Source organism: Pantoea sp. X-Soil-ISGK-285, assembly GCF_059730815.1.
In genome coordinates, this window is the sequence record NZ_AP035938.1 from 1818238 (window position 1) to 1843861 (window position 25624).

A 25624-nucleotide genomic window follows, 5' to 3' on the forward strand; every position below is an offset into this window, starting at 1 on the left:
ATCAGAACTGGTAAATCAGACCCAGGGCTGTGATGTCGTCGGTCGGCAGGCGAAGCGGATTGTTATCTTTCAACAGGTTGATGCGGTATTCACCATAGACCGACATGTTCTTGTTGAAGTAGTAAGTGGCACCCACGGCGGTGTATTTAATGATGTCGGCATCGCCGATATTCTCAATTTCCTTGCCTTTGGATGAGACGTAACCCACGGACGGACGGAAGCCGTTCAGGAACTGATACTGCGCCACGGCTTCAAAGTTCTGCGCTTTGTTAGCGAAACCGCCAGTAATTGGCGTGGCGTTCAGAGTTTCACCGTACATGGCAGCCAGATAGACCTGGTTCGCATCATATTTCACCGAGGTCGCCCAGTGCTGGGCTTTTTCGCCTTCTCCGCGTGCGGCAGCATTCTGCGCCGTTGTGCGATCCAGGCTGGCAAACGCGCCGGCAAAGCTCAGGCCGAAATCGAAGTCATAGGAAGCGGAGAGGGCGAAGCCGTCGCCGTTGGAACGACGCACGCCGTCAATGTTACTGCTGCGATCGTTTTTGCCCTGATACTGCGCGGCAAGGTTTAAGCCGTCGACCAGACCAAAGAAATTGCTGTTACGCCAGGTCAGTACACCGGTTGAGCGGCCAGAGAGAAAGGCGTCGGTATAACCGGAGTCGCCGCCGAAGAACGGCAGCATATCGGTATAACTCAGCACGTCATAGACCAGGCCGTAGTTACGTCCGTAATCCAGCGAACCTGCCTCGCCAAACTTCAGGCCAGCATAGCCCAGACGGGTACGGTTGGTGGCCTGGGCGTCACTGCCCTCGGAGTTATGCAGACTGTACTGATACTGCCAGAAACCGTAGCCGGTAAGCTGGTCAGTAATCTTTGTCTCGCCTTTAAAGCCAAAGCGGGCATAAGAGGAGGTATCACCATCGTTGTTGTTATCGTCAGAAAAGAGGTGTGACACGTTAATCTTGCCGACCAGATCCAGCTTATTGCCATCCTTGTTATAAACTTCTGCGGCCTGCGCGGAGGAGAGACCGATCAGTAACGGCATGACAGCCGCCAGTAAAGTGCGCTTCATCATTTAATTATTACCCTGTATTCATTAATTATTATTCCCCTGATGTGGGGTGAAAAGAAAATGACACAAAAAGGTAAAACTACAAAGTGCAATAAAAGTAACAAAATGTGATGTCTATATTCAGCTGATGGATAACAGCGAGGAACAGAAGATTAAATTGTAAAGTAATAAGATTTTCTTCTAATAAGTAATTATGAGTTATCTGATTTTATATCTCTATTTATCAATGCATTATGTTTGTATGTAGTGATCTTAAATGGGCTTTTTTTGTACATTTTTAAATCAATATAACCCCTGGTTTAATTATGGCTGATTATCTGCTAAGAATAGCCTTATAAGGCTTTTATCCTAACCATTAGTCTGCGTATTAATATTTGTTCATCTTTCTGGAATATTCTTTCTGGCCCGATGATCACCTCCGGAATAATAGTCAGAGTCGCTGATTAAATATTGATCAGCCTGTTTATAAAATAGCCTGAAAAAGATACGCAGATTAATGTGTCTGCAGGGGGAAATGAAAAACATTTGTTAAATAAAGCCAGGGTGTTCTGACATTTTCGGGCGAGTTCCCCGCGTAATCGCTGCACCAGCGCGAGGCAAACTGCGCTAAAACAGGGCAGTGGAGGGGCTTTTCTGGAGTGATAATTTATCAGCGATCACAAAAGCGATATTTCATCCCGTGAATGCATAATTCTGCTGTTTAAAACCCGGTTCTGGCGCTGCAATCAGACAACTATTCACTATATATGCAAATTAAGTGAATATTGTCAGCATCTAACTCATTGATATTACGTCGTGAAGACCATTTTATGCATTAATTCTCTGGCTGGCACGTTAACTGCAATCTACAGTAGGGCTGCACTACAACATCTTTTAACAATTTTAAAACATAAGCTTTACCCGGCCGGTAAAGTAAAGCAGGAGAGTGGGTTATGGCACTGCACGTTTCACGTCACGATTTCGATCAATGGATGATGCCGGTTTATGCGCCTGCGACTTTTATACCGGTTCGCGCGGAAGGCTCCACCGTCTGGGATCAAAACGGCAAAGATTATATCGACTTCGCCGGTGGCATCGCCGTCAATGCGTTAGGGCATGCGCATCCGGCATTACAACAGGCGCTGCAGGAACAGGCCGCACGTTTATGGCATACCGGTAATGGCTACACCAACGAACCGATCCTGCGGCTGGCGAAGCAGTTGATCGATGCCACCTTCGCTGACCGGGTGTTCTTCTGTAACTCCGGGGCGGAGGCGAACGAAGCGGCGCTGAAACTGGCGCGCAAGGTGGCGCATGATCGTGTGGGTCCGCATAAAAGTGGCATCGTGGCGTTTAAGAATGCATTTCATGGCCGCACCCTGTTTACGGTAACAGCCGGTGGTCAGCCCGCTTACTCAAAAGATTTTGCGCCGCTGCCGCCAGAGATCCAGCATGCCCCGTTTAACGATCTGGCGGCGGCGGCTGAACTGATTAATGACCATACCTGCGCAGTCATTGTTGAACCGATTCAGGGTGAAGGTGGCGTGCTGCCTGCCGATCCGGCGTTCCTGCGTGGATTGCGAGAACTCTGTGATAAGCATCAGGCTCTGCTGATTTTTGATGAAGTGCAGAGTGGCGTTGGCCGTACCGGTTCGCTTTATGCCTACATGCATTATGGCGTCACGCCGGATGTGCTCACCAGCGCCAAAGCGCTGGGCGGCGGCTTCCCGATTGGTGCGATGCTGACGCGCGAAGATCTGGCGCTGGTGATGGGCGTTGGCACCCACGGCACCACCTATGGCGGCAATCCGCTGGCGGGCGCAGTGGCAGGTAAAGTCATGGAGCTGATCAACCAGCCTGAACTGATGGCGGGTGTAACAGAACGTCACCAGTGGATTGTTGCGGCACTGGATGAGATCAACCAGCGTCTGCATCTGTTCAAAGAAGTGCGCGGTCTTGGCCTGCTGATTGGCGCGGTGCTCAGCGACGATTTTGCCGGTAAAGCCAAAGCGATCAACCTTGCCGCCGCGGAAATGGGCGTCATGGTGCTGATTGCGGGTGCCAATGTGGTGCGTTTTGCCCCGGCGCTGAATATCAGTGAGCAGGAAGTGAAGCTGGGCATGGCCCGCTTTGCCGAAGTGTGTGAAAGCCTGGTGCGAGGGTCAACATCATGATGGTAATCCGTCCGGTTGAACGCGATGACTTAAGCCAGCTGATGGCGCTGGCGGGCAAAACCGGTGGCGGGCTGACCTCGTTGCCGGTTGATAGCGCGACGCTTCAGGCGCGTATCGATCGATCGCTGCAGACCTGGGAGGATTCTCTGCCACGTGCCGAACAGGGCTATGTCTTTGTGCTGGCCGATAGCGAAGATAACCGCGCCGTCGGCATCTGCGCCATTGAGGTGGCGGTGGGGCTGCAGGATCCCTGGTACAATTTTCGCGTCGGTACCCAGGTGCACGCCTCAAAAGAGCTGAATGTTTATGCCGCGCTGCCTACCCTGTCGCTGAGTAACGACCATACCGGCAGCAGTGAGCTCTGCACGCTGTTTCTCGATCCCGATTACCGTGATGGCAAAAACGGCTATCTGCTGTCGAAGTCACGCTTCCTGTTTATGGCCAGTTTCCGTGAGCGTTTTACCAACCGGGTGGTGGCCGAGATGCGTGGCGTCAGCGATGAGCAGGGCCATTCGCCGTTCTGGGAGAGCGTCGGCAGCCGCTTCTTCTCTATGGAATTCAGCAAAGCGGACTTCCTTAGTGGCACCGGACAGAAATCGTTTATCGCTGAACTGATGCCGAAACATCCGCTCTACATCGACTACCTGACACCGGAAGCGCAGGCGGTGATTGGACAGGTCCATCCGCAAACCGCGCCTGCACGGGCGGTACTGGAAGCAGAGGGCTTCCGCTACCTCAATTATGTCGACATTTTTGATGGCGGCCCGACGCTGGAGTGCGATATCGATCATATCCGCGCCGTGCGTAAAAGCCGTCTGCGCAGCGCAGAACGGGGCGAAAACCCGGCTGATGCACCGCTCTGTCTGGTTGCCAATAGCGATTATCGCCAGTTCCGTGTAGCGCTGATTCCGGCAAAGGCTGACAGCGACAGCGTGCAACTCACGGATGAACAGATGCGGGCGCTCCATTGCCAGCCGGGCGACAGCCTGCGCGTGGTGACGCTCTGCAAAGAGGAGAAAACAGCATGACACATCTGATAAATGGACAATGGCTGAACGGTGAAGCTGAGATTCTGACGAAAGCGGATCCGGTCAGCGGCGAGACGTTATGGCAGGGTCACGCGGCATCAGCCGCTCAGGTCACCGCAGCCTGTGAGGCGGCGCGCGACGCATTTCCAGCCTGGGCCAGACGCCCGCTGGCGGAACGGCAGGCGATCGTTGAGAAATTTGCCGCCGGGCTTGAGGCGCATAAAACGGCGCTGGCGGAAACCATCGCCCGTGAAACCGGCAAGCCGCGCTGGGAAGCGCTGACCGAAGTGGGCGCGATGATCAACAAAATCGGCTTTTCGGTGAAGGCATACCATAGCCGCACCGGTGAACAGCATGAAGGCGAAAGCTCGCTGCGCCACCGCCCGCATGGGGTACTGGCGGTGTTTGGTCCCTATAACTTCCCGGGACATCTGCCAAACGGCCATATCGTTCCGGCGCTGCTGGCGGGCAACTGCGTGGTATTTAAACCCAGCGAACTGACGCCGCTGACCGCCGAAAAAACCGTTGAGCTCTGGCTGGCTGCGGGCCTGCCTGCCGGCGTGCTGGCACTGTTACAGGGCGGACGTGAGACTGGTCAGGCGCTGGCCAACTGTCAGCAGATTGATGGCCTGCTGTTTACCGGCAGCGCCCATACCGGCTATCAGCTGCATCGCCAGTTTGCCGGTCAGCCTGAAAAGATGCTGGCGCTGGAGATGGGCGGTAACAATGCCCTGATTGTTGAAGATCCGGCGGACACTGATGCGGCTGTCAACATCACGTTGCAGTCAGCCTTTATAACCGCCGGTCAGCGCTGCACCTGCGCGCGGCGTCTGCTGGTCAAACGCGGCGATGCAGGGGATGCGTTTCTGCGGCGGCTGGTGGAGGTGGCGGGGCGACTGCAACCCGCCGCCTGGAATGCTGAACCGCAGCCGTTTATGGGCAGCGTGATCTCCACCGGCGCGGCAGAGAAGATTATGGGTGAGTGGCAACGGCGGGTTGAGGCGGGCGGCGAGGTGCTGCTGGCGATGCGCTGGCCGGATCGCCACAGTGCCATCCTGACGCCAGGTATTATCGATTTAACCGGCGTGCAGGGCATTCCGGATGAAGAGGTCTTTGGTCCGCTGTTAGGCATAGTCCGCTATGAGACATTTGAAGAGGCGATAGCGCTGGCTAACCAGACCCGTTATGGCCTGTCGTGCGGATTGATCTCGCCTTCACGCCAGCAGTTTGATCAGCTGCTGCTTGAAGCGCGTGCCGGTATCGTCAACTGGAACAAACCGCTGACCGGCGCAGCCAGTACCGCACCGTTTGGCGGCATTGGTGCCTCGGGCAACCATCGCGCCAGCGCCTGGTATGCGGCGGACTACTGCGCCTGGCCGATGGCCTCGCTGGAGACGCCTGACCTGACGCTGCCCGCCACGCTGTCGCCGGGCCTCGATTTCTCCACCCAGGAGACGACGTCATGAAGGCAACCGAGGCCAACTTTGATGGGCTGGTGGGGTTAACACACCACTATGCCGGGCTGTCGTTTGGCAACGAAGCCTCGACCCGCAATCAGCTGCAGCCGTCGAATCCCCGTCTGGCGGCAAAGCAGGGGTTGCTCAAGATGAAAGCGCTGGCCGATATGGGCTACGTTCAGGGGGTGATTCCGCCGCATGAGCGGCCCAATATTGCGGCGCTGCGCCAGCTCGGCTTTGGTGGCAGCGATGAGCAGGTGCTGGCTGCGGCCGGCAAAACTGCGCCGGGATTACTCTCCGCCGTCAGTTCAGCCTCGGCGATGTGGGTCGCCAATGCTGCCACGGTCTCGCCGTCAGCGGACAGCCTTGATGGCCGGGTTCACCTGACGGTGGCGAACCTTAACAACAAATTCCACCGTGCGATAGAAGCGCCGGAAACGGCCTGGCTGCTGCGTTCCATCTTCCGCGACGATCGCCATTTTGCGGTGCATGATGCCTTGCCGCAGGTGGCGATGTTTGGCGATGAAGGGGCGGCGAACCATAACCGGCTGGGCGGCGCTTATGGTGAGCGCGGCGTGCAGCTGTTTGTCTATGGCCGCGACAGCAGCCATGAGGGCAAAACCCCGCAGCGTTATCCGGCACGTCAGACCCGGGAAGCCAGCGAGGCGGTCGCCCGTCTGCATCAGCTCTCACCGGAAAGCGTGCTGTATGCGCAGCAGAATCCTGCGGTGATCGATCAGGGCGTGTTCCATAACGATGTGATTGCGGTGAGTAACCAGCAGATGCTCTTCTGTCACCAGCACGCCTTTGTTAATCAGCCTGAACTGCTGGCGCAGCTTCGGTCGCGCGTTCCCGGTTTTGTGGCGCTGGAAGTGCCGGAAAATCGGGTGTCAGTGAAAGATGCGGTAGAGACCTATCTGTTTAACAGTCAGTTGCTGAGCCGTCCCGACGGCACCATGATGCTGGTGCTGCCGGAGGAGTCACGTCAGCATCCGGGTGTCTGGCGCTACCTGTGTGAACAGGTTGAGGCTGACACGCCACTCAAAGCCCTGAAGGTGTTTGATCTGCGCGAAAGCATGTATAACGGGGGTGGTCCAGCCTGCCTGCGTTTGCGGGTGGTGCTGACACCACAGGAGCAGCAGGCAGTGAATCCGGCGGTGCTGATGAACGATCGGCTCTTCAGCACGCTGAATAACTGGGTTGACCGTCATTACCGCGATCGCCTGACCCAGGCCGATCTGGTCGACCCACAATTGCTGCGTGAGGGACGCGACGCGCTGGATGAACTGACGAAGCTGCTAGACTTAGGAAATGTATATGCATTTCAGCAGTGAAGGAGGGGGCAGCACAGGCTGCCGCCTGCTCAGGGCGAAAAGGAGGAACGATGCAGGACTTTTTACAGCAAACGCTCTCCGGCGAGGTGCCGCGTAAGCGTAGTGGTGAAACGGCGCATCTTCGCTGGCAATGGTTGTATCACGGCATACTGTTGATGGAGCCGACGGTGCCGGTTAAACAGGCGCTGGTGCTCTCTGCCGGGATCCACGGCAATGAAACGGCCCCGGTAGAAATGGTGAACCAGCTGGTTAATCCGCTGCTGCGGGGCGAAAAGCCATTACAGCAGCGCATGCTGGTGATTCTGGGTAATCCCTCAGCGCTACGCGCCGGTAAGCGCTATGTGCGTTATGACATTAACCGGCTGTTTGGCGGACGCTGGCAGCAGATTGATGATGGTGATGAGGCCCGCCGCGTGCTGCGGCTGGAGCAGACGCTGGAGACCTTCTGGCAGCTGGGCGAGTGCGATGAGACGCGCTGGCATCTCGACATGCACACGGCTATTCGTGGCTCTTATCATCCTCAGTTCGGCGTAATGCCGCACAATGAACGCCCCTGGCCGCCCGCGTTTCTTGACTGGCTGGCCGCTGCCGGGCTGGAAGCGCTGGTGTTCCATCGCTCGCCGGGCGGCACCTTTACCCACTTCAGCTGCGAGCACTTCGGTGCGGCCAGCTGTACCCTGGAGCTGGGCAAAGCGCTGCCGTTTGGCGAAAACGATCTCAGTCAGTTCAGTGCGGCACAGCAGGCGCTGGCGTCTTTACTCTATGGCGAAGCGCTGCCTGCGGCGGCGGTCAGACCGCGTCACTATCGGGTCGCGCAGCAGATCACCCGACTGAGTGAGCACTTTACGCTGCATATGTCGCCGGAAACGCTGAACTTTACCGCGTTTCCACAGGGGACGTTGCTGGCGGAAGATGGTAGCACCCGCTATTACGTGCAGCAGGCGCGGGAGTATGTGCTGTTCCCTAACCCTAACGTGGCCGCCGGGCTGCGTGCCGGACTGATGCTGATTGAAGAGAGCGAACAGACTCAGGCGCTGCCGGTCTGATAGCGGTTGTTAACAGCGCAGACCATCGGCGCTAAAAAACCGACAGGAAAAGTGGAAGATCGGCTTCCGCTTTCCTGTCGTAACCCTTACACTCCTCCATGATTTCTGCCAAATTCGCTTTAAATTCATAAACATTTTCAATTCCTCACGCCTTTCTTCTTATTCTCTTCATGATTGCCCGATTTTTATCTTTTATGCTTTCACGGCTTTACTCAGGCTCTGAGTAGTTGACGTTCAGCGTCGTATGCTTGTTTCCGAAGACGCGACAGAGTGCTGTCGTCATTATCATGAATTATAAGGACACTATTATGCGCAAACTGACTTCCCTTTTACTGGCTTCCTCGCTGGCGTTTGGTGCAGCCAGCGCCGTCCATGCAGCCGCTGACAACCTGACTCCACCGCCAGCAGGCAGCGAAAAAGCGATGCACAAGCCGCCAATGCGCCACGGCATGGAGATGATGTTTAAAGGTCTGAACCTGACCGACGCGCAGAAAACTCAGATGCGCGACATCATGAAAGAGAGCCACAAAGATATGAAACGCCCGTCACTGGACGAGCGTCGTGCGGCCCACAGCATTATTGCCTCTGACAGCTTCGACCAGAGCAAAGCAGAAGCACAGGCAGAGAAGATGTCCGCCAATGCCAAAGAGCATGCGCTGAAGATGCTGGAAACCCAGAACAAGCTCTATAACGTGCTGACGCCGGAGCAGAAGAAACAGTACAACGCTAACTTTGAAAAGCGTCTGACTGAGAAAGGCCCGCACGAGGGCAAAATGGCACCGCCAGCAGAACCGGCTGAATAACACTCGTTAAGCGAACGGTCTGAGACCGCCGGCGCTGTCCACTGAAGGTGAGTGGGCAGCGTCGGCGGTTTTTTTATAGCGGCAGAATAGGGTAGGCACCTGACAGAATCGGGCGGCAGAGGATTTTGTAGCCGTCGTGATCAAAACCGCCTTTGGGCCGCTGCAGTTTTCTGGCCTCATCCATGCTGCTGACCGAACCGAGATAGAACCAGTGGTCGATAACGTGGATCTGCGTCATCTCTTTGCCTTCCTCCACCAGCCCCACGGCACCCTGCCATGGCCAGCAGAACACCCGCACATTTTCCAGCGCCTCCAGCAGTCGATCCTGATGATCGCTGACCGGCTCTTTACCACAGCAGGCCCCGGCGCAACGGCGCAGTGCCGAGCGGAAGCAGCCTCGCCCCGCACTCAGCGCTTCCAGACCCAGCAGGCCATGACAGAGCTGATACTCATCCGCGAGCTGCTTGAGCCGTTCCAGCGCGGCGAAGCGACTGCGATAGAGCCCAAACAGGTTGGGGGACTGGCTGAAATCGAGGTCTTTTGCGTAGACCACATTCGGTTTGCCGTCGGTAATCTGCAATGAACAGAGCTGCCGGTTTTTGCGCAGTCGCTTATTAAACAGTGGCTGCTGGGTTTTGATCATCTGCGCTTCCAGCAGCAGCGCGCCGAGGTCGCCCGCGGTAGGGATCCAGCTTACACGCCGCGACTGGCGTAGCATTTTCGCCTCATCCGGGGTGCGGAAATGGGACATCACCCGCGAACGCAGATTCACACTTTTACCGATATAGAGCGGCAGCGACTCACTTTCGCCATGAAAGGTATAGACGCCAGGATGATTTGGCAGGCCTTCCAGCCATTCACGCAGGTGTTCGGGATATTGATAAATTGCATTCGCGTCGGGTTCGGGGCGAAGTATGGCAGAACGTCTGACCAAGATGGACTCCATTTACTGGTTGTCCATACAGCATAACAGGCAGGTGAAATGATCGCCAGCCGTCTGGTTACAGAGACCGTGTTGCCCGCCAGCAGATCAGCGAGCCGAGCGTGATCATCGCCACGCCCTGCCAGAAGGCCAGCGGCGGCGTCAGGCCGAGCCACAGTGATCCCATCAGGGCCGACAGCACCGGCGTAAAGTAGGAGGCGGTGGCCAGCAGCGTCAGATTGCCCTGCTGAATCCCGTGATTCCAGGCGGAATAGGCGATGGCGGTGGAGAGCCCGACAAACAGCACCTCCAGCAGCGGCACCAGCGTAAAGGCCATCGGCACAGTGTGATCGCTGAAGGCATATTTCAGCCACAGCGCCAGTGCAGTCAGGATAAAAAACAGCGTGACGCCATTGGAACCACGGGCAAAGCGGCGGGTGAGATTATTGTAGAGCGCCCAGGTCAGGGCGGCGATAAAGGCCAGTGCATAGGCGACCGGGTTGCGCAGCATATTCTGCCACAACAGCGCCGGCGATCCGCTGCCGCTGCCTTTCATTACCCAGACGATCCCCAGCAGCGACAGCAGCAGTCCTGGCCACAGCCAGACACGGAAACGCTGCTGATTAAATGGGATCGCCAGCACGATGGTCAGACAGGGCCAGAGATAGTTAATCATCCCCAGCTCCAGCGACTGGCTGCGATCGCTGGCCAGCCCGATGGCCAGTGCCAGACAGATTTCATAGCCGACAAAGAGTACGCCGCCCAACCACAGGTAGATGGCTGGCATCGCGCCGGGTCTGGGCAGGCCCCGGGTCAGGCAAAGGAGACACGCCGTGGTGGTGTAGATCAGCGCCGCACCACCGGTGGCGCCAAAGGCTTCACTGACGCTGCGCAGCAGGCCAACGGTCGTACTCCAGAGCAGAATGGCGACAAGCCCGATGAGGGTCGCGCGCGAAACGGTGGCAGGCATGCAGCGATCAACAAAGTCAGTGAGAGAAGCCTCCCTTGCCGCGGCAAGGGAGGGGCAGGATTACTTCCAGAAGTCGTCGAATACCGTGATCGGCGGACGACGTTTGTGCTCGGTTTTCTGATACCAGCCTTCGATGATACGGGCGCTGTCAGGATTGATGCTTTTGCCTTCCAGGTAGTCATCAATCATCTCATAGGTGACGCCCAGCGCCACTTCATCCTGCAGGCCTGGACGATCATCTTCCAGATCGGCAGTCGGTTTCTTCAGATAGAGATGCTCCGGGCAGCCAAGGTGTTTCAGCAACTGCTTGCCCTGACGCTTGTTCAGGCGGAACAGGGGATTGATGTCCGTGCCGCCATCGCCATACTTGGTGAAGAAACCGGTCACAGCTTCAGCCGCGTGATCGGTGCCGACCACCACGCCTTTGGTCATGCCGGCGATGCTGTATTGCGCTTTCATCCGCTCGCGGGCTTTTTCATTGCCGCGGACAAAATCGGAAAGCGTAATACCCGCCTCTTTCAGCGCGCGCTCACTGGCCAGCACCGACTCTTTGATGTTTACCACCAGCGAACGGTCGGGTTTGATAAAGGCCAGCGCGTCCTGACAATCCTGCTCATCCGCCTGCACACCATAGGGCAGACGCACGGCAATAAAGGTGTAGTCGTTATCACCGCTCTCCTGACGCAGTTCGGTGATCGCCCGCTGCGCCAGCGCGCCCGCCAGGGTTGAATCCTGACCGCCGCTGATCCCCAGCACCAGCGTTTTCAGTCCGCTGTGGCGTTTCAGGTAGGCTTTAAGAAAATCGATGCTGACACGCACTTCCTGGTCAGCGTCGATAGTGGGCTTCACACCCAGGGCTTCAATAATTTCCTGCTGCAGTGACATGAACTTCTCCTCAGGTCAGTGGCCTGTCGGCTCGATGCGAACGTTTTATTAAAGCTAACGTGCCTTAGCGAAAACAACAAGCCAAAGCGGTAACTGATTGCCGTGAAACGTTGCGAAATCAGTGAGTTTTTACCTGCGGCAGCGGTTTTTTCGCCAGCACGGTAAACATCAGAATCGCCGTCATAAAGCAGCCAAAAATGGTGGCGCACATGCTCAGCACCGAGGTGCCGCCGATGCCGGTAATCGGCACGGTAATCGCACCCAGCGTGAACATCGTGACGCCAATCACCGCGGAGGCGCTGCCAGCGCGATGGCCCTGACTCTGCATCGCCAGGGACGAGGCGGTGGTAGCGATAACGCCGTTGCTGGCAATGGTAAAGAACAGTGCCACCAGCAGCAGCGCTAAGGGAGCATGCAGCAGCGCGGCCAGCAGCAGCAGACTGGAGGCGACAAAGGCCAGCGTCAGTCCGCCTTTCAGCACCCGATATTCGCCCCACAATGGACAGAGGCGGGCGCTGGTCTGTGAAGCAATCACCAGGCCAAACCCGTTGGCCGCAAAGCAGAAGCTAAAGGCCTGGGGGGAAAGACCATAGAGTTGCTGCAGCACGAACGGCGAGGCACCGATGTAGGCGAACATGCCGGACATCATAAATCCCTGGGTCAGGCAGAAGCCCATGAAGGGGCGATGGGTAATCACCTGACCCAATGCCGCGTAGGCGGAGAATATTGATCCTTTACTGCGGCGTGCCTCAGGCAGGGTTTCATGCAGCTTCCAGCGCGCCAGCAGGATCAGCAGAATGGCAATGCCGCCCAGTACCATGAAGATGCCGCGCCAGTTTAAAATCGTCATGAGCACGCCGCCTAATACCGGTGCGCCGATCGGTGCCAGACCGTTGACCAGCATCAGCAGAGCGAAGAATCGCGTCAGCTCATGGCCACTGTACATATCGCGTGCAATCGCCCGTGACAGCACCGCGCCGCCCGCACCTGCTAACCCTTCGAACAGCCGCGCCAGCAGCAGCTGGTTAATATCCTGCGCCAGCGCACAGCCCATCGAGGCGATAAACAGCAACACCAGTGACAGGGTCAGCGGGCGCAGGCGGCCGAACTTATCGCTCATCGGGCCAAAGAGCAGCTGGCCAAAGCCGAGACCTAACAGGCCAGCGGTCAGACTCAGCTGCGCGGTAGCGGTTTCGGTATGCAGGTCCTGGGCCATTTGTGGTAGTGCAGGCAGATAGAGGTCGATGCAGAGCGGGCCCAGCGCGGCCAGCAGGCCCAGCGTAATGGCATAAACCAGGCGATTGGAGTGTACAGGGGTCATTTATCCTCGGGATTGTCAGCGATGGGGTAAACAGAAAGCGGGTAAGGCTGCGAAAAACAGCGTCCGGTAACGCGACATTCACGCCGATCTGCGTCTGCGCGGATGACGGTGCGGTCTCTGAAAACGGGGCGCTATCGGGTGCCTGTTTTGCCGGGCAGTATACGTCTGCGTTGACAGCAAAACAGCCTTCTTTACGAAATCCTGACATTTGACAGGCCACTAATTGTTCGTCATAAACTTGATAAATCAGCATTTATGTTCCAGGCTTGTTTCCACATGGACAATAAATGAGGAACAACAAGATGAATAAAGTGATGGGATGTATCGCTGCGGCGCTGACGCTGGCTGCACTGTCTGGTTGTACGACTTACGATCGTGCGGAAAGCTACGTGACTAAGCCAGTGGTAAAGGATGTTAAAAAGGGTATGACCCGTGATCAGGTTCGTCAGATCGCCGGTACGCCTTCTACTGAAATCACCATGGTTCACGCGCGCGGCACCTGCCAGACTTATGTACTGGGTCAGCGCGACGGTAAAGCTCAGACTTACTTCGTGAGCTATAACGACACTGGCCGTGTCATGAACTACGGCTTCCAGAGCTGTGCGGAATATGACACCGATCCGCAGGTTCAGCAGTAACTCATAGCACCCCTGAATAGCAAACGGCCCGTCATTATGACGGGCCGTTTTTCGTTGTGGCGCTGACTACAAACCTGCCGGGCGCGGCACCTCAACATAATCGCCATCTATCTGTCGCTGGTAGAAGTGGCCAGCCTGCACATAGAAGCGTTTGCCGTTAAAGTCGAGTACCCGCATTTCACTGCTGACCCGCGACTCTGCAGGCGGCTCTGTCACCACATACTCATCGCCGTGACGCTGATAATAATTGCCGTTGAGCAGATAATAGGTCAGTCCGCCTATCAGCACCGCGGTTGCGGCTTCAGGCAAAAAGCGCACCGGCCCGGGTCCGCCCCAGTGTGGCCCGTGGCCGCCATGTCGACCCCATCCACCCGGCGTGCCCCAGTCGCCAGGATGAGCGAAAGCCAGAGTGGGTGTCAAAAGCGTCAGCGTCAGAAGCGAGGCGATTATCTTTTTCATCAGGTGTTCTCCTCATAAGACTGGATGCAGAATTCGCTTTTTACCCGGCAAAGACAAGCACTAAAGCGGCGATTTTTCGCCTGTTTACCATGCTTAACGCTTTCTTAACGGCGTTGCCATTAATGGGGGAGATTATGGAGAAGAAGGGCGGGAATAACCTGGCGCGTGCGCGCCAGGTTCAAAGCAGATTAGCGGTGCGCCAGTTCGGCGTTGTCGTCGCTTTCCAGGACGCGCTTATCGGTCATACCTAACCAGCGACTGGTGAGAGAACCGGCGGTCATGGAACCGTTGACGTTCAGGGCTGTACGACCCATATCGATCAGCGGCTCAATGGAGATCAGCAGCGCCACCAGGGTGACCGGCAGGCCCATCGCAGGCAGGACAATCAGTGCCGCGAAGGTTGCACCACCGCCGACACCGGCAACGCCTGCTGAGCTCAGCGTTACGATCCCGACCAGTGTCGCAATCCACAGTGGGTCAAACGGGTTGATCCCGACGGTTGGCGCAACCATCACTGCCAGCATAGTTGGATAGAGACCGGCACAGCCGTTCTGGCCGATAGTGGCACCAAAAGAGGCCGCGAAGCTGGCAATCGACTCAGGCACGCCAAGACGACGGGTCTGGGTTTCCACGCTCAGCGGGATGCTGGCTGCGCTGGAGCGGCTGGTAAAGGCGAAGGTAATAACCGGCCACACTTTACGGAAGAAGCGCATCGGGTTGATACCATTTACCGACAGCAGCAGGGCGTGGACACCAAACATGATGGCCAGACCGAGGTAAGAGGCGACCACAAAGCTGCCCAGCTTGATGATGTCCTGCAGGTTAGAACCGGCAACCACTTTGGTCATCAGCGCCAGCACACCATAAGGCGTCAGCTTCATCACTAAACGCACCAGCTTCATGACCCAGGACTGCAGCGTATCGATCGCGACCAGCACGCGCTGACCTTTAACTTCATCATCTTTCAGCAACTGCAGTGCAGCCACGCCCAGGAAGGCGGCGAAGATGACGACGCTGATAATCGAGGTCGGACTGGCTCCGGTCAGATCGGCAAACGGGTTTTTCGGGATAAAGGAGAGCACCAGTTGCGGCACGGTCAGGTCAGCCACTTTGCCGACATAGTTGCTCTGGATCGCACTGAGACGCGCAGTCTCCTGCACGCCCTGAACCAGACCTTCAGCGCTCAGGCCAAACAGGCCGGTCACGAAGACGCCGACCAGCGCCGAGATCGCGGTGGTAAACAGCAGTACGCCAATCGTCAGTACGCTGATTTTTCCCAGCGACGAGGCGTTATGCAGACGGGCAACCGCACTCAGAATGGAAACGAACACCAGCGGCATTACGACCATCTGCAGCAACTGGACATAGCCATTACCGACGATGTTAAACCAGCTGATAGACTCTTTGACCACTGCGCTGTTTTCGCCGTAGATCAACTGCAAAACCAGGCCGAACAGTACGCCGATTACCAGACCGGTCAGCACTTTTTTCGACAGGCTCCAGTTCTGACGGCTGAAGCGAGAGAGCAATACCAGCAGCACCACAAAGGCTACGATATTAAGCGTAAGAGGAAGGTCCATACTGAAACTCCAGAGTAATGCGGCCTTTCGCTCTGGAAAGGCCGCATAATGTTAATCACGAATTAAGACAGCAGGAATGGTAACAGCAGGCGAAGAGGGTGCCTTATATCCAAATGGCATGGTTTATAACTTAAAGGCGTTTTGTGCTGATTTATTGCGCAGTATGACTGGAAATCAACCGTCCGACGCCATTTTGTAGCGTATCGAACAGCTGTGACGGCCAGCCGTTTGCACCAAAAGATGGCATGCCCACCGGAAACCAGAGCGCATATCCCACCAGTCCCAGGCACAATGCCCGTTCAAGCTGGTTGCCTTTCTGACTGCGCAGAATCGGCAACCGGAAGCGCCAGCGGCAGGGCCACAGCAGCGGAACCCCGGCAGGCGTCAGCATATCGGCCACAATATGGCTAAGGTAGCCCAGCGTCAGACCCTGCAGGACATCAGGCGGTATCGGCGACGACTGGGGCAGGTTTATCTGAAAAAGCCATAAACCGGCGGCTATCGCCAGCAAACTGTGGGTAAAGCCGCGATGGCCGAACGCGCGCGCAATAGGATGAGAGAGCCAGCGCAGTCGCTGTCCCAGCAGAGATTTAGGGTGATCGATATCGGGCAACAGACATGTCAGCAGCGCTGAGGGAACAAGATGCCACCAGTCGGCCTGCGCCAGCACCGGTGTCAGCTCAGCACGCTTCGCAAAGATAGCGCTGGCAATGGCAAAAATGATGTGGCCTTCGCCCGTCATGATAGAACCTGGTTGCAAAGAAAACTGTCGATGCATCCAGTATAGGGATTTATCCAGTAAATGAGAACATGTGACGCTGTAACGAAGCATGAATATTATTAACAAGGCGGACAGCGATGAAACACTGTCCGCCAGTAAGATTAACGCGCCAGCCAGCCGCCATCCACCGCCAGGGTGTAGCCATTCACGTAGTCAGACGCGGAAGAGGCCAGGAAGACTACCGGGCCCATCATGTCATCCGGCACGCCCCAGCGGCCTGCCGGAATACGCCCCAGAATCTCTTCACTGCGCGACTCATCATTACGAAGCTGTTCCGTATTGTTGGTGGCCATGTAACCGGGAGCGATGGCATTGACGTTAATGCCATGTTTTGCCCACTCGTTCGCCATCAGACGGGTCAGCCCCATCACGGCACTTTTCGACGCTGTATAAGAGGGCACCCGGATACCGCCCTGGAAGGAGAGCATGGAGGCGATATTGATGATCTTGCCGCCATTACCCTGCGCGATAAACTGACGGGCAACCTGCTGCGACAGGAAAAACAGGCTCTTGCTGTTAAGGTTCATCACGTCATCCCAGTCCTGCTCGCTGAAATTCAGTGCGTCCTCACGGCGGATAATGCCGGCATTGTTGACCAGAATGTCAATTTTACCGGCAGCGGCCAGCGCCTGTTCAACCACTGAGGCCACCACGCTGGTCTGCATCAGATCGGCCTGCACCGGCCAGAACCGGCGACCCAGCGCCTCCACTTTACTTTGGGTATCATCCGGGCCATCACGGTTAACGCCGACGATATCACAACCCGCCTGGGCCAGACCCAGCGCCATACCTTGCCCTAAACCGGTGTTACAGCCGGTCACCAGCGCGACTTTACCTTCCAGGTTAAACGTACTCAGTACCATGGTATTTCTCCTCTGCTCAGCGCAGTTCACTGATTTTGACGTGGTCCATGTCATCAAAGACCTGATTCTCACCCACCATGCCCCAGATAAAGGTGTAACGCTGGGTGCCGACACCGGCGTGAATTGACCAGCTGGGTGAGATCACCGCCTGCTCGTTGTGTACCAGCAGATGGCGGGTTTGCTGCGGTTGCCCCATCATGTGGAAGACGGCGCACTCTTCGCTCATATCGAAGTAGAAATAGACTTCCATGCGGCGTTCGTGGGTGTGGCAGGGCATGGTGTTCCACAGGCTGCCTTCATCCAGTTTGGTTAAGCCCATGGTGAGCTGGCAGGTGGGCAACACATCCGGCACGATAAATTTGTTAATGGTGCGGCGATTGGAGGTCGCGGCATCACCCAGCGTCGCGGTGGCCGCTTCCTGCAGCGTGATCTTCTTGTCCGGGAAGGTGCTGTGTGCTGGCGCACTGTTGTAATAGAATTTGGCCGGCTGTGCCGGGTTCAGGCTGCGGAACAGCAGGTTGCGCGCACCTTTGCCGATGTAAAGTGCCTCTTCGTGACCGATTTCCCACGCTTTACCGTCAACTTCTACCAGACCCGGGCCGCCAATATTGATCATACCCAGCTCGCGGCGTTCAAGAAAATAAGCGACGCCCAGCTGTTTTCCCATCTCATCACCGATAGTGACCGGATTATTCACCGGCATGACGCCGCCAATAATGATGCGGTCGATATGGCTGTAGGTCAGGGTGTAATCATCGGCAGTAAATATCTTCTCAATCAGGAACTCGCGGCGCAGTGCTTCAGTATCGAGTTGCTTAGCGTGATCGCTGTGAATGCTTTGACGAACGTCCATCTCAGGCCTCTCTGCAGGTCAGGTTATTCATGCCCCAAACGGGGACGCTTTTGGCATCTTAGGCAGAGCGGGATGGGAATTCAATAAAAATGAAACGTTGTTTTATTTTTTGCGGGTCAGATCAAGTGGCAGGTGCAACAGGCAATAAAAAGCCCGCCATAAGCGGGCTGTTATTATCCCTGCAGATGCTGCAGGCTAAGCTGGGTCAGATTGTCCAGCCGGACATCCGCCAGCGCCCAGCGGGGATCGGCACGGTGTTCAGCGGCGGGCACCACAATCGATCGCATACGCGCTGCTTTGGTGGCGATCATGCCGTTAAACGAATCTTCCAGCGTGACGCAGTTGAGCGGATCGATCGCAAGGCTGGCGGCGGCGTTGAGATAGACCTGGGGATGGGGCTTGCTGTAGGGCAGCGCTTCTGCTGAAGCCAGCACATCGAAATAAGGACGCAGATTGAAGATCTCCAGCACCTGTTCCAGCATCTTTAGCGGTGATGCGGAGGCAAGGCCGATTTTCAGCCCCTGTTCCCGGCACAGTTGCAGCGCCGTTTCCACGCCCGGCAGCAGTGGCCGCGTCTGATCCACCAGCGTCATGGCGCGCGTAATAATCCGCTCAGTGACCTCCTGCTGAGAGGGGCCATGCCAGGGCAGCGTTTCGTACCACATCCGTACAGTCTGATCGATGCGCAGACCCAGGGTATCGGGCATTTCACTGCGACGTGACAGGTCAACATCCAGCGTTGAAAAGATATCCAGCTCAGCCTGATCCCACAGAGGCTCAGAATCGATCAGTAAGCCATCCATATCAAACAGGGCAGCAAGGACAGGGCGGTGATAAGGCATCAGGGGGTCTCCTTTTAAAGTCAGCTTTACCTTAACATCATTCTTTGCTGGCGCACGCTCTGCCCGACAGGCCACGCTTTATTTGGGAAATTTCACCGTTGGCAGGTAAACTGACGGCAAATTGGATTCCGGGTTCAGGAGATATTATGACCTATCAACAGGCTGGCCGTATCGCCATCCTCAAGCGAGTGGCAGGCTGGGTGCTCTTTTTAGTGGCGCTGCTGTCGACCATTATTTCTGTATTGAGCTTTATGTTTAAGCACAGCGAAAAGCAGCCAGGCATTGATGCCGTCATGCTCGATTTCGTCCACGTCATTGTCGATATGCTGCGCTTTAATACGCCATTCCTGAATGTCTTCTGGCATAACTCGCCGGTACCGGAATTTAACGGTCAGATGAACCTGGGTTTCTGGCTGATCTATATTCTGATTTTTGTCGGGCTGGCGCTGGAGTCGTCAGGCGCGCGGATGGGACGTCAGGCGCGTCACGTCAAAGAAGGCATTGAGGATCAGATGATTCTGGAGCAGGCAAAAGGCAGTGAAGGGCGTAGCCGTCAGCAACTGGAAGAGAAGGTGCGCGTACCTCGCCACACCATCTTCCTGCAGATCTTCCCGCTCTATGTCCTGCCGGTGGTGATTGCGATAGCCGGTTATTTTGCGCTGTCGCTGCTGGGCTTTATCTGACCGCGAGCTTTGTCAGGCCGGTCTGGCCTGACTGGCGCCCAGCGCATCCTCATCCAGCAACTGGCCAATGGCGAACTGTGCATCGCCTGGCCAGTGTCCGCCAAAGACGTTAGCCCGGTTGAGCAGATAATAGAGCTGGTAGACCGGCAGACGCTGCGAAAAACCATCCGGTAGCGGCCACACCGATTGATAACCGTCGTAAATCTGGCGAGGCAGGTCAGGGTACCAGCTCAGCATGGCTAAATCGCACTCACGGTCGCCCCAGTAGCAGGCAGGGTCGAACAGCCAGGGGCCACTCTCACTGCTGGCGCAGTTAGCCGGCCAGAGGTCGCCATGCAGCAGCGACGGTTGCGGATGATGTGACGCGAGCACCCGCTGCACGCAGGCAACGATCAGCTCTGTATCCCCGTACTGAATTCCCTTTTCCGCTGCCAGTTGCAGCTGCCAGCCAATGCGCTGTTCAGCAAAAAAAACCGACCAGCGTCGCAGCCAGCTATTGGGTTGGGGCGTCGTGGTGATGTTATTGTCGAAATCGAGGCCGAACTGCGTCTGCTCGCTCCACTGATGCAGATGCGCCAGTTGCTGACCGAGCTGATATGCACTCTGCTCATCAAGCGGCTGTGGCCTGATATATTCCAGCAGCAGAAAGCTCTCCTCGCGATGATGACCCACACCATAGACTTTAGGCACCCGAACCGTGCCGGTGCGCGCCAGCAAATCCAGCTGGTCTGCTTCCCAGGTAAAGAGCGACAGCATATCGCGGCTGTTACTTTTGACGAAGACGTCGTGATCACCGTAGCGGATCTGCCAGGTGGGATGGATATCACCCCCCGCGAGGGCGTGACGTTGAGTGATTTCGGCGTTGCCTAACTGCTCGCTTAACAGACGACTAATGGCTGACCACATTGGGCTATCCTCGTTATTCGCTGCGTAAGTTCGATTGTATTGCGTAAATATTCACCAAAAACCGCGCAATTGCACCCTTTATTCTGGCGCTGAGGTGGCAGGGCGATGATCGGCAGCATCGCGCAGATACTCTTCGAAGGTCGTGACGGTCACCTCGGGTTCCTGACCCAGCGCGCTTTCACCGGCCGCAGTGACCTGCTGCCGCAGATCCTCAGCCTCCAGCGTGCTGACGATGCCATAGCTGTTCGTACCGAGTTCATGCGGATGGCCGTCGTCATCTGTCATCGTGGTCGTGAAACCTGCGGCGGTCATTGCGCTGGTCAGTTCCAGGATGTCACTTAAGCCCGACTCCTGATAGTGAAAGGTCACGATATAGCGGGTTAAGGTGTTGCTCATGAGGCACCTCCGGGGAAGGGAAACTGAACTGAGCGTAGACCATGGTGAAAAATCAGGCGAATTATGAAGGAGATGCTGCGTGTGTGACGTGATGCATAGCGTAAATTCGTGTCAGGAGCCAGCAGCATAACGTAAAAATCTTCTGCCGTTGCGTCTGGCTTTTCATTTGGGCAGCACTATAATGCGCCACGTTAATAAGATGAGTCCCAATTAACAGGGGTTGTCAGGGCGATTCCAGGCATTTTGTGTAAGTTAATAATTTTTTACAAAACTTACCGTAAATTGCATTGAATGCCCGGCAAAACGCTTCAGACTCTCCGTTTTTTAAACAGTCGCACGGATCACATTTAATGAAAGCCTATAACAAGCTGTCTGCTGTTCTTTTGCTCTCCGCCGGAGCTTTTTGTCACCAGGCAATGGCCGATAACGCCGTATTTACGTCAATGGATGACCCTTCAACAGCTAAAAAGCCGTTTGAAGGTTCTGCTGCTGCGGGATATCTGGCGCAAACCGGTAACACCACCAGTTCATCAATGACGGCTCAGACCAATATGACCTGGTATCAGTCATCTATGGCTTACAGCTTGTGGGGTAACGCAGCCAACACCTCGTCAAACGATGAGCGCTCTTCTGAAACTTACAACATCGGTGGTCGTTCACGTTACAACCTCAACTCGTATGACTACCTGTTTGGACAGGCGAGCTGGTTAAGCGATCGTTTCAATGGTTACGATTCACGCGACGTGCTGACAGCCGGTTACGGTCGTCAGATTCTGAATGGACCGGTGCACTCGCTGCGTGCGGAATTGGGTCCGGGTGTACGTTATGACGATTATCACGCGGGTGGTCATCAGACCAAAGCGCTGGGCTATGGCGCAGTCAGCTATCAGTGGCAGCTGACCGACACCACTAAATTTATTCAGGGCGTGTCAGTGCTGAGCAGCTTTGGAGAAGACACCACGGTGAACTCCGAAACTGGTCTGCAGGTGGCGATCAATAGCCACTTCGCGCTGAAGCTGGCTTACAACGTCAGCTGGAACAACAATCCGGCGGAATCTGCGCCTGATCGCACCGATACCAAAACCTCAATCATGCTCTCTTACGCTATGTAAGCGCATTTTTGCAGCAGCATTCACAGCGGCCTGACAGTGTGTCAGGCCGCTTTTTTTTGATTTCTCCAGGGCTTAGCGAAAAAGGCATGGGTTTTTCTCGCCGGGGAAAACTGCTATCATCAGCCCCGCACTGAAATCCTGGCGACATTCCGACAATGTGGGTCTGATATCACGCCAGGTCACTAATTTTACATTACGTTGCATGTAGGCTTTCGTGTGGCTTACCACTGCAAATAAGGATATGAAATGCCTGTAATTACGCTTCCTGATGGCAGCCAGCGCGTGTTTGACCGCCCTGTCAGTGTGATGGATATTGCGCTGGACATCGGTCCTGGTCTGGCGAAAGCCTGTATCGCTGGCCGTGTTAACGGTGAACTGGTTGATGCTGTTGATCCCATCACTGAAGATGCCGCCGTAGCGATCATTACCGCTAAAGATGAAGCGGGTCTGGAAATCATCCGTCACTCCTGTGCGCACCTGTTAGGGCATGCGATTAAACAGCTGTGGCCGGATACCAAAATGGCGATTGGCCCGGTCATTGATAACGGCTTCTATTATGATGTCGACATCGATCGTACCCTGACCCAGGAAGATATCGACCTGCTGGAAAAACGCATGCATCAGTTGGCTGAAACCAACTACGATGTGGTGAAGAAGAAGGTCAGCTGGCAGGAAGCTCGCGACGTCTTTGCGGCGCGCGGCGAAATTTACAAGACCACCATTCTTGATGAAAACATCAGCCATGACGATAAGCCTGGCCTGTATCATCACGAAGAATATGTCGACATGTGCCGCGGTCCGCACGTGCCGAACATGCGGTTCTGCCATCATTTTAAACTGCAGAAGATCTCCGGTGCCTACTGGCGCGGCGACAGCAACAACAAAATGCTGCAGCGTATTTATGGCACCGCATGGGCAGACAAAAAGCAGCTGGCAGCCTATCTGCAGCGTCTGGAAGAGGCGGCGAAGCGTGACCATCGTAAGATTGGTAAGCAGCTGGATCTCTACCACATGCAGGAAGAAGCACCAGGCATGGTCTTCTGGCATAATGACGGCTGGACCATCTTCCGCGAGCTGGAAGTGTTTGTCCGCAGCAAGTTAAAAGAGTACCAGTACCAGGAAGTTAAAGGTCCATTCATGATGGATCGCGTCCTGTGGGAAAAAACCGGGCACTGGGAAAACTATAAAGAAGCAATGTTCACCACCTCATCTGAGAACCGTGAATATTGCATCAAACCGATGAACTGTCCTGGGCATGTTCAGATCTTTAATCAGGGTCTGAAATCCTACCGTGACCTGCCGCTGCGTATGGCAGAGTTCGGCAGCTGTCACCGTAATGAACCCTCAGGCGCACTGCACGGCCTGATGCGTGTTCGTGGCTTTACCCAGGATGATGCACACGTCTTCTGTACTGAAGAGCAGGTGCGTGACGAAGTGAACAGCTGTATCCGCATGGTTTATGACATGTACAGCACCTTCGGTTTTGAAAAGATTGTGGTGAAGTTATCCACCCGTCCTGAGAAGCGCATCGGTACGGATGAGATGTGGGATCGTGCCGAGGAAGATCTGGCTGCGGCGCTGAACGAAAACAATATTGAGTTTGAGTTCCAGCCAGGCGAAGGCGCGTTCTACGGTCCTAAAATTGAGTTTACTTTGTACGATTGTCTTGATCGCGCCTGGCAGTGCGGAACAGTTCAGCTAGACTTCTCCCTGCCAAAACGCCTTGAAGCAACCTACGTGGGTGAAAACAATGATCGTCAGACGCCAGTGATGATTCACCGTGCGATTCTGGGGTCAATGGAGCGTTTCATCGGTATTCTGACCGAAGAATTCGCCGGTTTCTTCCCAACCTGGCTGGCACCGCTGCAAGTCGTGGTAATGAATATTACCGACGGACAAGCAGAATATGTTGAGTCTTTGACGCGTAAGCTGCAGAATGCTGGCATTCGTGTGAAGGCAGACTTGAGAAATGAGAAGATAGGCTTTAAAATCCGCGAGCACACATTACGTCGCGTCCCTTATATGTTGGTCTGCGGTGATAAAGAGGTGGAATCTGGCAAAGTTGCCGTTCGCACCCGCCGTGGTAAAGACCTTGGGTCGATGGATGTCGATGTGTTTGTTGAGAAACTTCAACAAGAGATTCGCAGCCGAAATCTTCAACAATTGGAGGAATAAAGTATTAAAGGCGGAAAACGAGTACTACCGACGCGTCCGAACAAAATCAACAGTGAAATCCGCGCAACTGAAGTGCGCTTAACAGGCATGGATGGCGAGCCGATTGGCATTGTCACATTACGCGAAGCTTTGGAAAAAGCCGAGGAAGCGGGCGGCGACTTAGTCGAAATCAGCCCGAATGCCGAACCGCCGGTCTGCCGCATCATGGATTACGGCAAGTTCCTCTATGAAAAAAGCAAATCTTCTAAGGAACAGAAGAAGAAGCAAAAAGTTATTCAGGTTAAGGAAATCAAATTCCGTCCTGGAACCGATGATGGCGACTATCAGGTCAAACTACGCAACCTGATTCGCTTTCTGGAAGAAGGCGATAAAGCCAAAATCACGCTGCGTTTCCGCGGTCGTGAGATGGCGCACCAGCAGATCGGTATGGAAGTGCTTAACCGCGTCCGTAAAGACCTGTGTGAAGATCTGGATTTGGCCATTGTCGAATCCTTCCCTTCGAAGATCGAAGGCCGCCAGATGATCATGGTGCTCGCTCCTAAGAAGAAACAGTAGGCTTTCAAGTAACACTAACCGCGCAGCGTTCGCGCTGTGCGGTTAACTGTTCGCCTGTCTGGGTCATGTTATTAACAATGCGAAGTGGATATTTTTAAAATGCCAAAGATTAAAACTGTACGTGGTGCGGCTAAGCGCTTCCGCAAGACCGCTTCTGGCGGCTTCAAGCGTAAACACGCAAACCTGCGTCATATTCTGACCAAAAAATCTACTAAGCGTAAACGTCACCTGCGCCCTAAAGGCATGGTGTCAAAAGGCGATCTGGGTCTGGTAATTGCCTGCCTGCCGTACGCATAAGTAATTTTTTCATTAAATCAGAATATTAAACAGGAGAGCTAAATGGCTCGTGTAAAACGTGGTGTAGTTGCTCGCGCACGTCACAAAAAAATCTTAAAACAAGCTAAAGGCTATTACGGTGCACGTTCACGTGTTTACCGCGTTGCCTTCCAGGCTGTTATCAAAGCTGGTCAGTATGCTTACCGTGACCGTCGTCAACGTAAGCGTCAGTTCCGTCAGCTGTGGATCGCGCGTATCAACGCAGCGGCTCGTCAGAACGGCATGTCTTACAGCCGTTTCATCAATGGTCTGAAAAAAGCAGCCATTGAGATTGACCGTAAGATCCTGGCCGACATCGCGGTATTCGATAAAGTGGCATTCTCTGCACTGGTCGAAAAAGCGAAATCAGCCCTGGCGTAAGTCAGATGGAAAAGGGAGCTTGCTCCCTTTTTTATTGCCTGTAACTTACGCAAAAGATTGACATTTTCGTCGCTGAGCATTTCAATAGACCCCC

Annotated in this window: 26 protein-coding genes; 13 read left to right on the forward strand and 13 right to left on the reverse strand. The window is 55.2% G+C overall.

From position 1 onward, the window contains the following. Position 1 precedes the first annotated feature (1 nt). The gene (locus tag AC6I8B_RS08665) at positions 2 to 1075 is read right to left on the reverse strand and encodes a porin (protein WP_010245750.1); all 1074 of its coding nucleotides are present in this window, start codon (positions 1073 to 1075) and stop codon (positions 2 to 4) included. Between the two features lie 929 nt (positions 1076 to 2004). Between AC6I8B_RS08665 and AC6I8B_RS08670 the strand changes: the two genes are divergently transcribed. The 6 genes from AC6I8B_RS08670 (at position 2005) to spy (ending at position 8893) form a co-directional block, all read left to right on the forward strand. Further along, positions 2005 to 3225, forward strand: a complete 1221-nt coding sequence (locus tag AC6I8B_RS08670; protein WP_010245746.1) for an aspartate aminotransferase family protein — start codon at positions 2005 to 2007, stop codon at positions 3223 to 3225. Next, on the forward strand, positions 3222 to 4253 hold the full coding sequence (gene astA / locus AC6I8B_RS08675; protein WP_010245743.1) for an arginine N-succinyltransferase: 1032 nt from the start codon (positions 3222 to 3224) through the stop codon (positions 4251 to 4253). Before AC6I8B_RS08670 ends, astA begins: the two co-directional genes overlap by 4 nt. Beyond that, positions 4250 to 5719, forward strand: coding sequence for a succinylglutamate-semialdehyde dehydrogenase (gene astD / locus AC6I8B_RS08680; protein ID WP_157351980.1), 1470 nt, complete (start codon positions 4250 to 4252; stop codon positions 5717 to 5719). Before astA ends, astD begins: the two co-directional genes overlap by 4 nt. Beyond that, positions 5716 to 7044 (forward strand): N-succinylarginine dihydrolase, encoded by a 1329-nt coding sequence (gene astB, locus AC6I8B_RS08685; RefSeq protein WP_033786170.1) that lies wholly within the window; start codon positions 5716 to 5718, stop codon positions 7042 to 7044. The genes astD and astB overlap by 4 nt, the downstream gene beginning before the upstream one ends. 50 nt (positions 7045 to 7094) lie before the next feature. After that, a complete protein-coding gene (gene astE / locus AC6I8B_RS08690; RefSeq protein ID WP_064691251.1) occupies positions 7095 to 8090 on the forward strand; it encodes a succinylglutamate desuccinylase in 996 nt (331 codons plus the stop codon). 308 nt (positions 8091 to 8398) lie between these two features. After that, complete coding sequence (gene spy / locus AC6I8B_RS08695) at positions 8399 to 8893, forward strand: ATP-independent periplasmic protein-refolding chaperone Spy (RefSeq protein ID WP_010245731.1); 495 nt, start codon at positions 8399 to 8401, stop codon at positions 8891 to 8893. A 73-nt stretch (positions 8894 to 8966) separates the two neighbouring features. Here spy and cho read toward each other — a convergent pair whose 3' ends face one another. From cho to AC6I8B_RS08715, 4 genes are all read right to left on the reverse strand, one after another. Further along, complete coding sequence (gene cho, locus AC6I8B_RS08700) at positions 8967 to 9827, reverse strand: excinuclease Cho (protein WP_010245728.1); 861 nt, start codon at positions 9825 to 9827, stop codon at positions 8967 to 8969. A gap of 67 nt (positions 9828 to 9894) precedes the next feature. Next, entirely contained in the window at positions 9895 to 10785 is an 891-nt protein-coding gene (gene yddG, locus AC6I8B_RS08705) for an aromatic amino acid DMT transporter YddG (RefSeq protein WP_061704022.1), read from the reverse strand. A 60-nt stretch (positions 10786 to 10845) separates the two neighbouring features. Next, entirely contained in the window at positions 10846 to 11670 is an 825-nt protein-coding gene (gene nadE, locus AC6I8B_RS08710) for an NAD(+) synthase (protein WP_010670018.1), read from the reverse strand. 118 nt (positions 11671 to 11788) lie between these two features. Then, a complete protein-coding gene (locus tag AC6I8B_RS08715) occupies positions 11789 to 12991 on the reverse strand; it encodes a multidrug effflux MFS transporter (protein WP_033757466.1) in 1203 nt (400 codons plus the stop codon). Positions 12992 to 13293: 302 nt separating this feature from the next. Between AC6I8B_RS08715 and osmE the strand changes: the two genes are divergently transcribed. Continuing rightward, entirely contained in the window at positions 13294 to 13629 is a 336-nt protein-coding gene (osmE, locus tag AC6I8B_RS08720; protein ID WP_010245718.1) for an osmotically-inducible lipoprotein OsmE, read from the forward strand. 66 nt (positions 13630 to 13695) lie between these two features. Here the strand turns inward: osmE and AC6I8B_RS08725 are convergent, their stop codons facing one another. The 6 genes from AC6I8B_RS08725 to hxpB all read right to left on the reverse strand — a co-directional run bounded on the left by AC6I8B_RS08725 (position 13696) and on the right by hxpB (position 19007). Continuing rightward, positions 13696 to 14088 (reverse strand): DUF6515 family protein, encoded by a 393-nt coding sequence (locus AC6I8B_RS08725; protein ID WP_157351986.1) that lies wholly within the window; start codon positions 14086 to 14088, stop codon positions 13696 to 13698. A 188-nt stretch (positions 14089 to 14276) separates the two neighbouring features. Further along, entirely contained in the window at positions 14277 to 15668 is a 1392-nt protein-coding gene (locus AC6I8B_RS08730) for an L-cystine transporter (protein WP_010245712.1), read from the reverse strand. Between the two features lie 151 nt (positions 15669 to 15819). Further along, positions 15820 to 16410, reverse strand: a complete 591-nt coding sequence (locus AC6I8B_RS08735) for a metal-dependent hydrolase (protein ID WP_010245708.1) — start codon at positions 16408 to 16410, stop codon at positions 15820 to 15822. 140 nt (positions 16411 to 16550) lie between these two features. Next, positions 16551 to 17312: a 2-dehydro-3-deoxy-D-gluconate 5-dehydrogenase KduD gene (gene kduD / locus AC6I8B_RS08740; RefSeq protein ID WP_010245706.1), complete on the reverse strand. Its 762-nt coding sequence runs from the start codon at positions 17310 to 17312 to the stop codon at positions 16551 to 16553. A 16-nt stretch (positions 17313 to 17328) separates the two neighbouring features. Next, positions 17329 to 18165, reverse strand: a complete 837-nt coding sequence (gene kduI, locus AC6I8B_RS08745) for a 5-dehydro-4-deoxy-D-glucuronate isomerase (RefSeq protein WP_010245701.1) — start codon at positions 18163 to 18165, stop codon at positions 17329 to 17331. A 173-nt stretch (positions 18166 to 18338) separates the two neighbouring features. Then, positions 18339 to 19007 carry a hexitol phosphatase HxpB gene (gene hxpB, locus AC6I8B_RS08750; protein WP_157351989.1) on the reverse strand — a complete coding sequence of 223 codons (669 nt, stop codon included), beginning with the start codon at positions 19005 to 19007 and terminating at the stop codon, positions 18339 to 18341. Between the two features lie 146 nt (positions 19008 to 19153). Here hxpB and AC6I8B_RS08755 point away from each other — a divergent pair, with 146 nt between their 5' ends. Continuing rightward, positions 19154 to 19690 carry a YniB family protein gene (locus tag AC6I8B_RS08755; RefSeq protein WP_010245694.1) on the forward strand — a complete coding sequence of 179 codons (537 nt, stop codon included), beginning with the start codon at positions 19154 to 19156 and terminating at the stop codon, positions 19688 to 19690. A 12-nt stretch (positions 19691 to 19702) separates the two neighbouring features. Here AC6I8B_RS08755 and AC6I8B_RS08760 read toward each other — a convergent pair whose 3' ends face one another. Then, on the reverse strand, positions 19703 to 20596 hold the full coding sequence (locus AC6I8B_RS08760) for a fructosamine kinase family protein (protein ID WP_010670024.1): 894 nt from the start codon (positions 20594 to 20596) through the stop codon (positions 19703 to 19705). 78 nt (positions 20597 to 20674) lie between these two features. Beyond that, the gene (gene ghoS / locus AC6I8B_RS08765) at positions 20675 to 20992 is read right to left on the reverse strand and encodes a type V toxin-antitoxin system endoribonuclease antitoxin GhoS (protein WP_010245691.1); all 318 of its coding nucleotides are present in this window, start codon (positions 20990 to 20992) and stop codon (positions 20675 to 20677) included. A 350-nt stretch (positions 20993 to 21342) separates the two neighbouring features. Between ghoS and AC6I8B_RS08770 the strand changes: the two genes are divergently transcribed. The 5 genes from AC6I8B_RS08770 (at position 21343) to rplT (ending at position 25530) form a co-directional block, all read left to right on the forward strand. After that, the gene (locus AC6I8B_RS08770) at positions 21343 to 22104 is read left to right on the forward strand and encodes a DUF481 domain-containing protein (protein ID WP_010245689.1); all 762 of its coding nucleotides are present in this window, start codon (positions 21343 to 21345) and stop codon (positions 22102 to 22104) included. 246 nt (positions 22105 to 22350) lie between these two features. Continuing rightward, on the forward strand, positions 22351 to 24279 hold the full coding sequence (thrS, locus tag AC6I8B_RS08775) for a threonine--tRNA ligase (RefSeq protein ID WP_010245687.1): 1929 nt from the start codon (positions 22351 to 22353) through the stop codon (positions 24277 to 24279). Between the two features lie 3 nt (positions 24280 to 24282). Beyond that, positions 24283 to 24834: a translation initiation factor IF-3 gene (infC, locus tag AC6I8B_RS08780; RefSeq protein WP_029519030.1), complete on the forward strand. Its 552-nt coding sequence runs from the start codon at positions 24283 to 24285 to the stop codon at positions 24832 to 24834. Positions 24835 to 24933: 99 nt separating this feature from the next. Next, positions 24934 to 25131 carry a 50S ribosomal protein L35 gene (gene rpmI / locus AC6I8B_RS08785; RefSeq protein WP_010245683.1) on the forward strand — a complete coding sequence of 66 codons (198 nt, stop codon included), beginning with the start codon at positions 24934 to 24936 and terminating at the stop codon, positions 25129 to 25131. Positions 25132 to 25173: 42 nt separating this feature from the next. Further along, positions 25174 to 25530 (forward strand): 50S ribosomal protein L20, encoded by a 357-nt coding sequence (gene rplT / locus AC6I8B_RS08790; protein ID WP_003853267.1) that lies wholly within the window; start codon positions 25174 to 25176, stop codon positions 25528 to 25530. Positions 25531 to 25624: the final 94 nt, after the last annotated feature.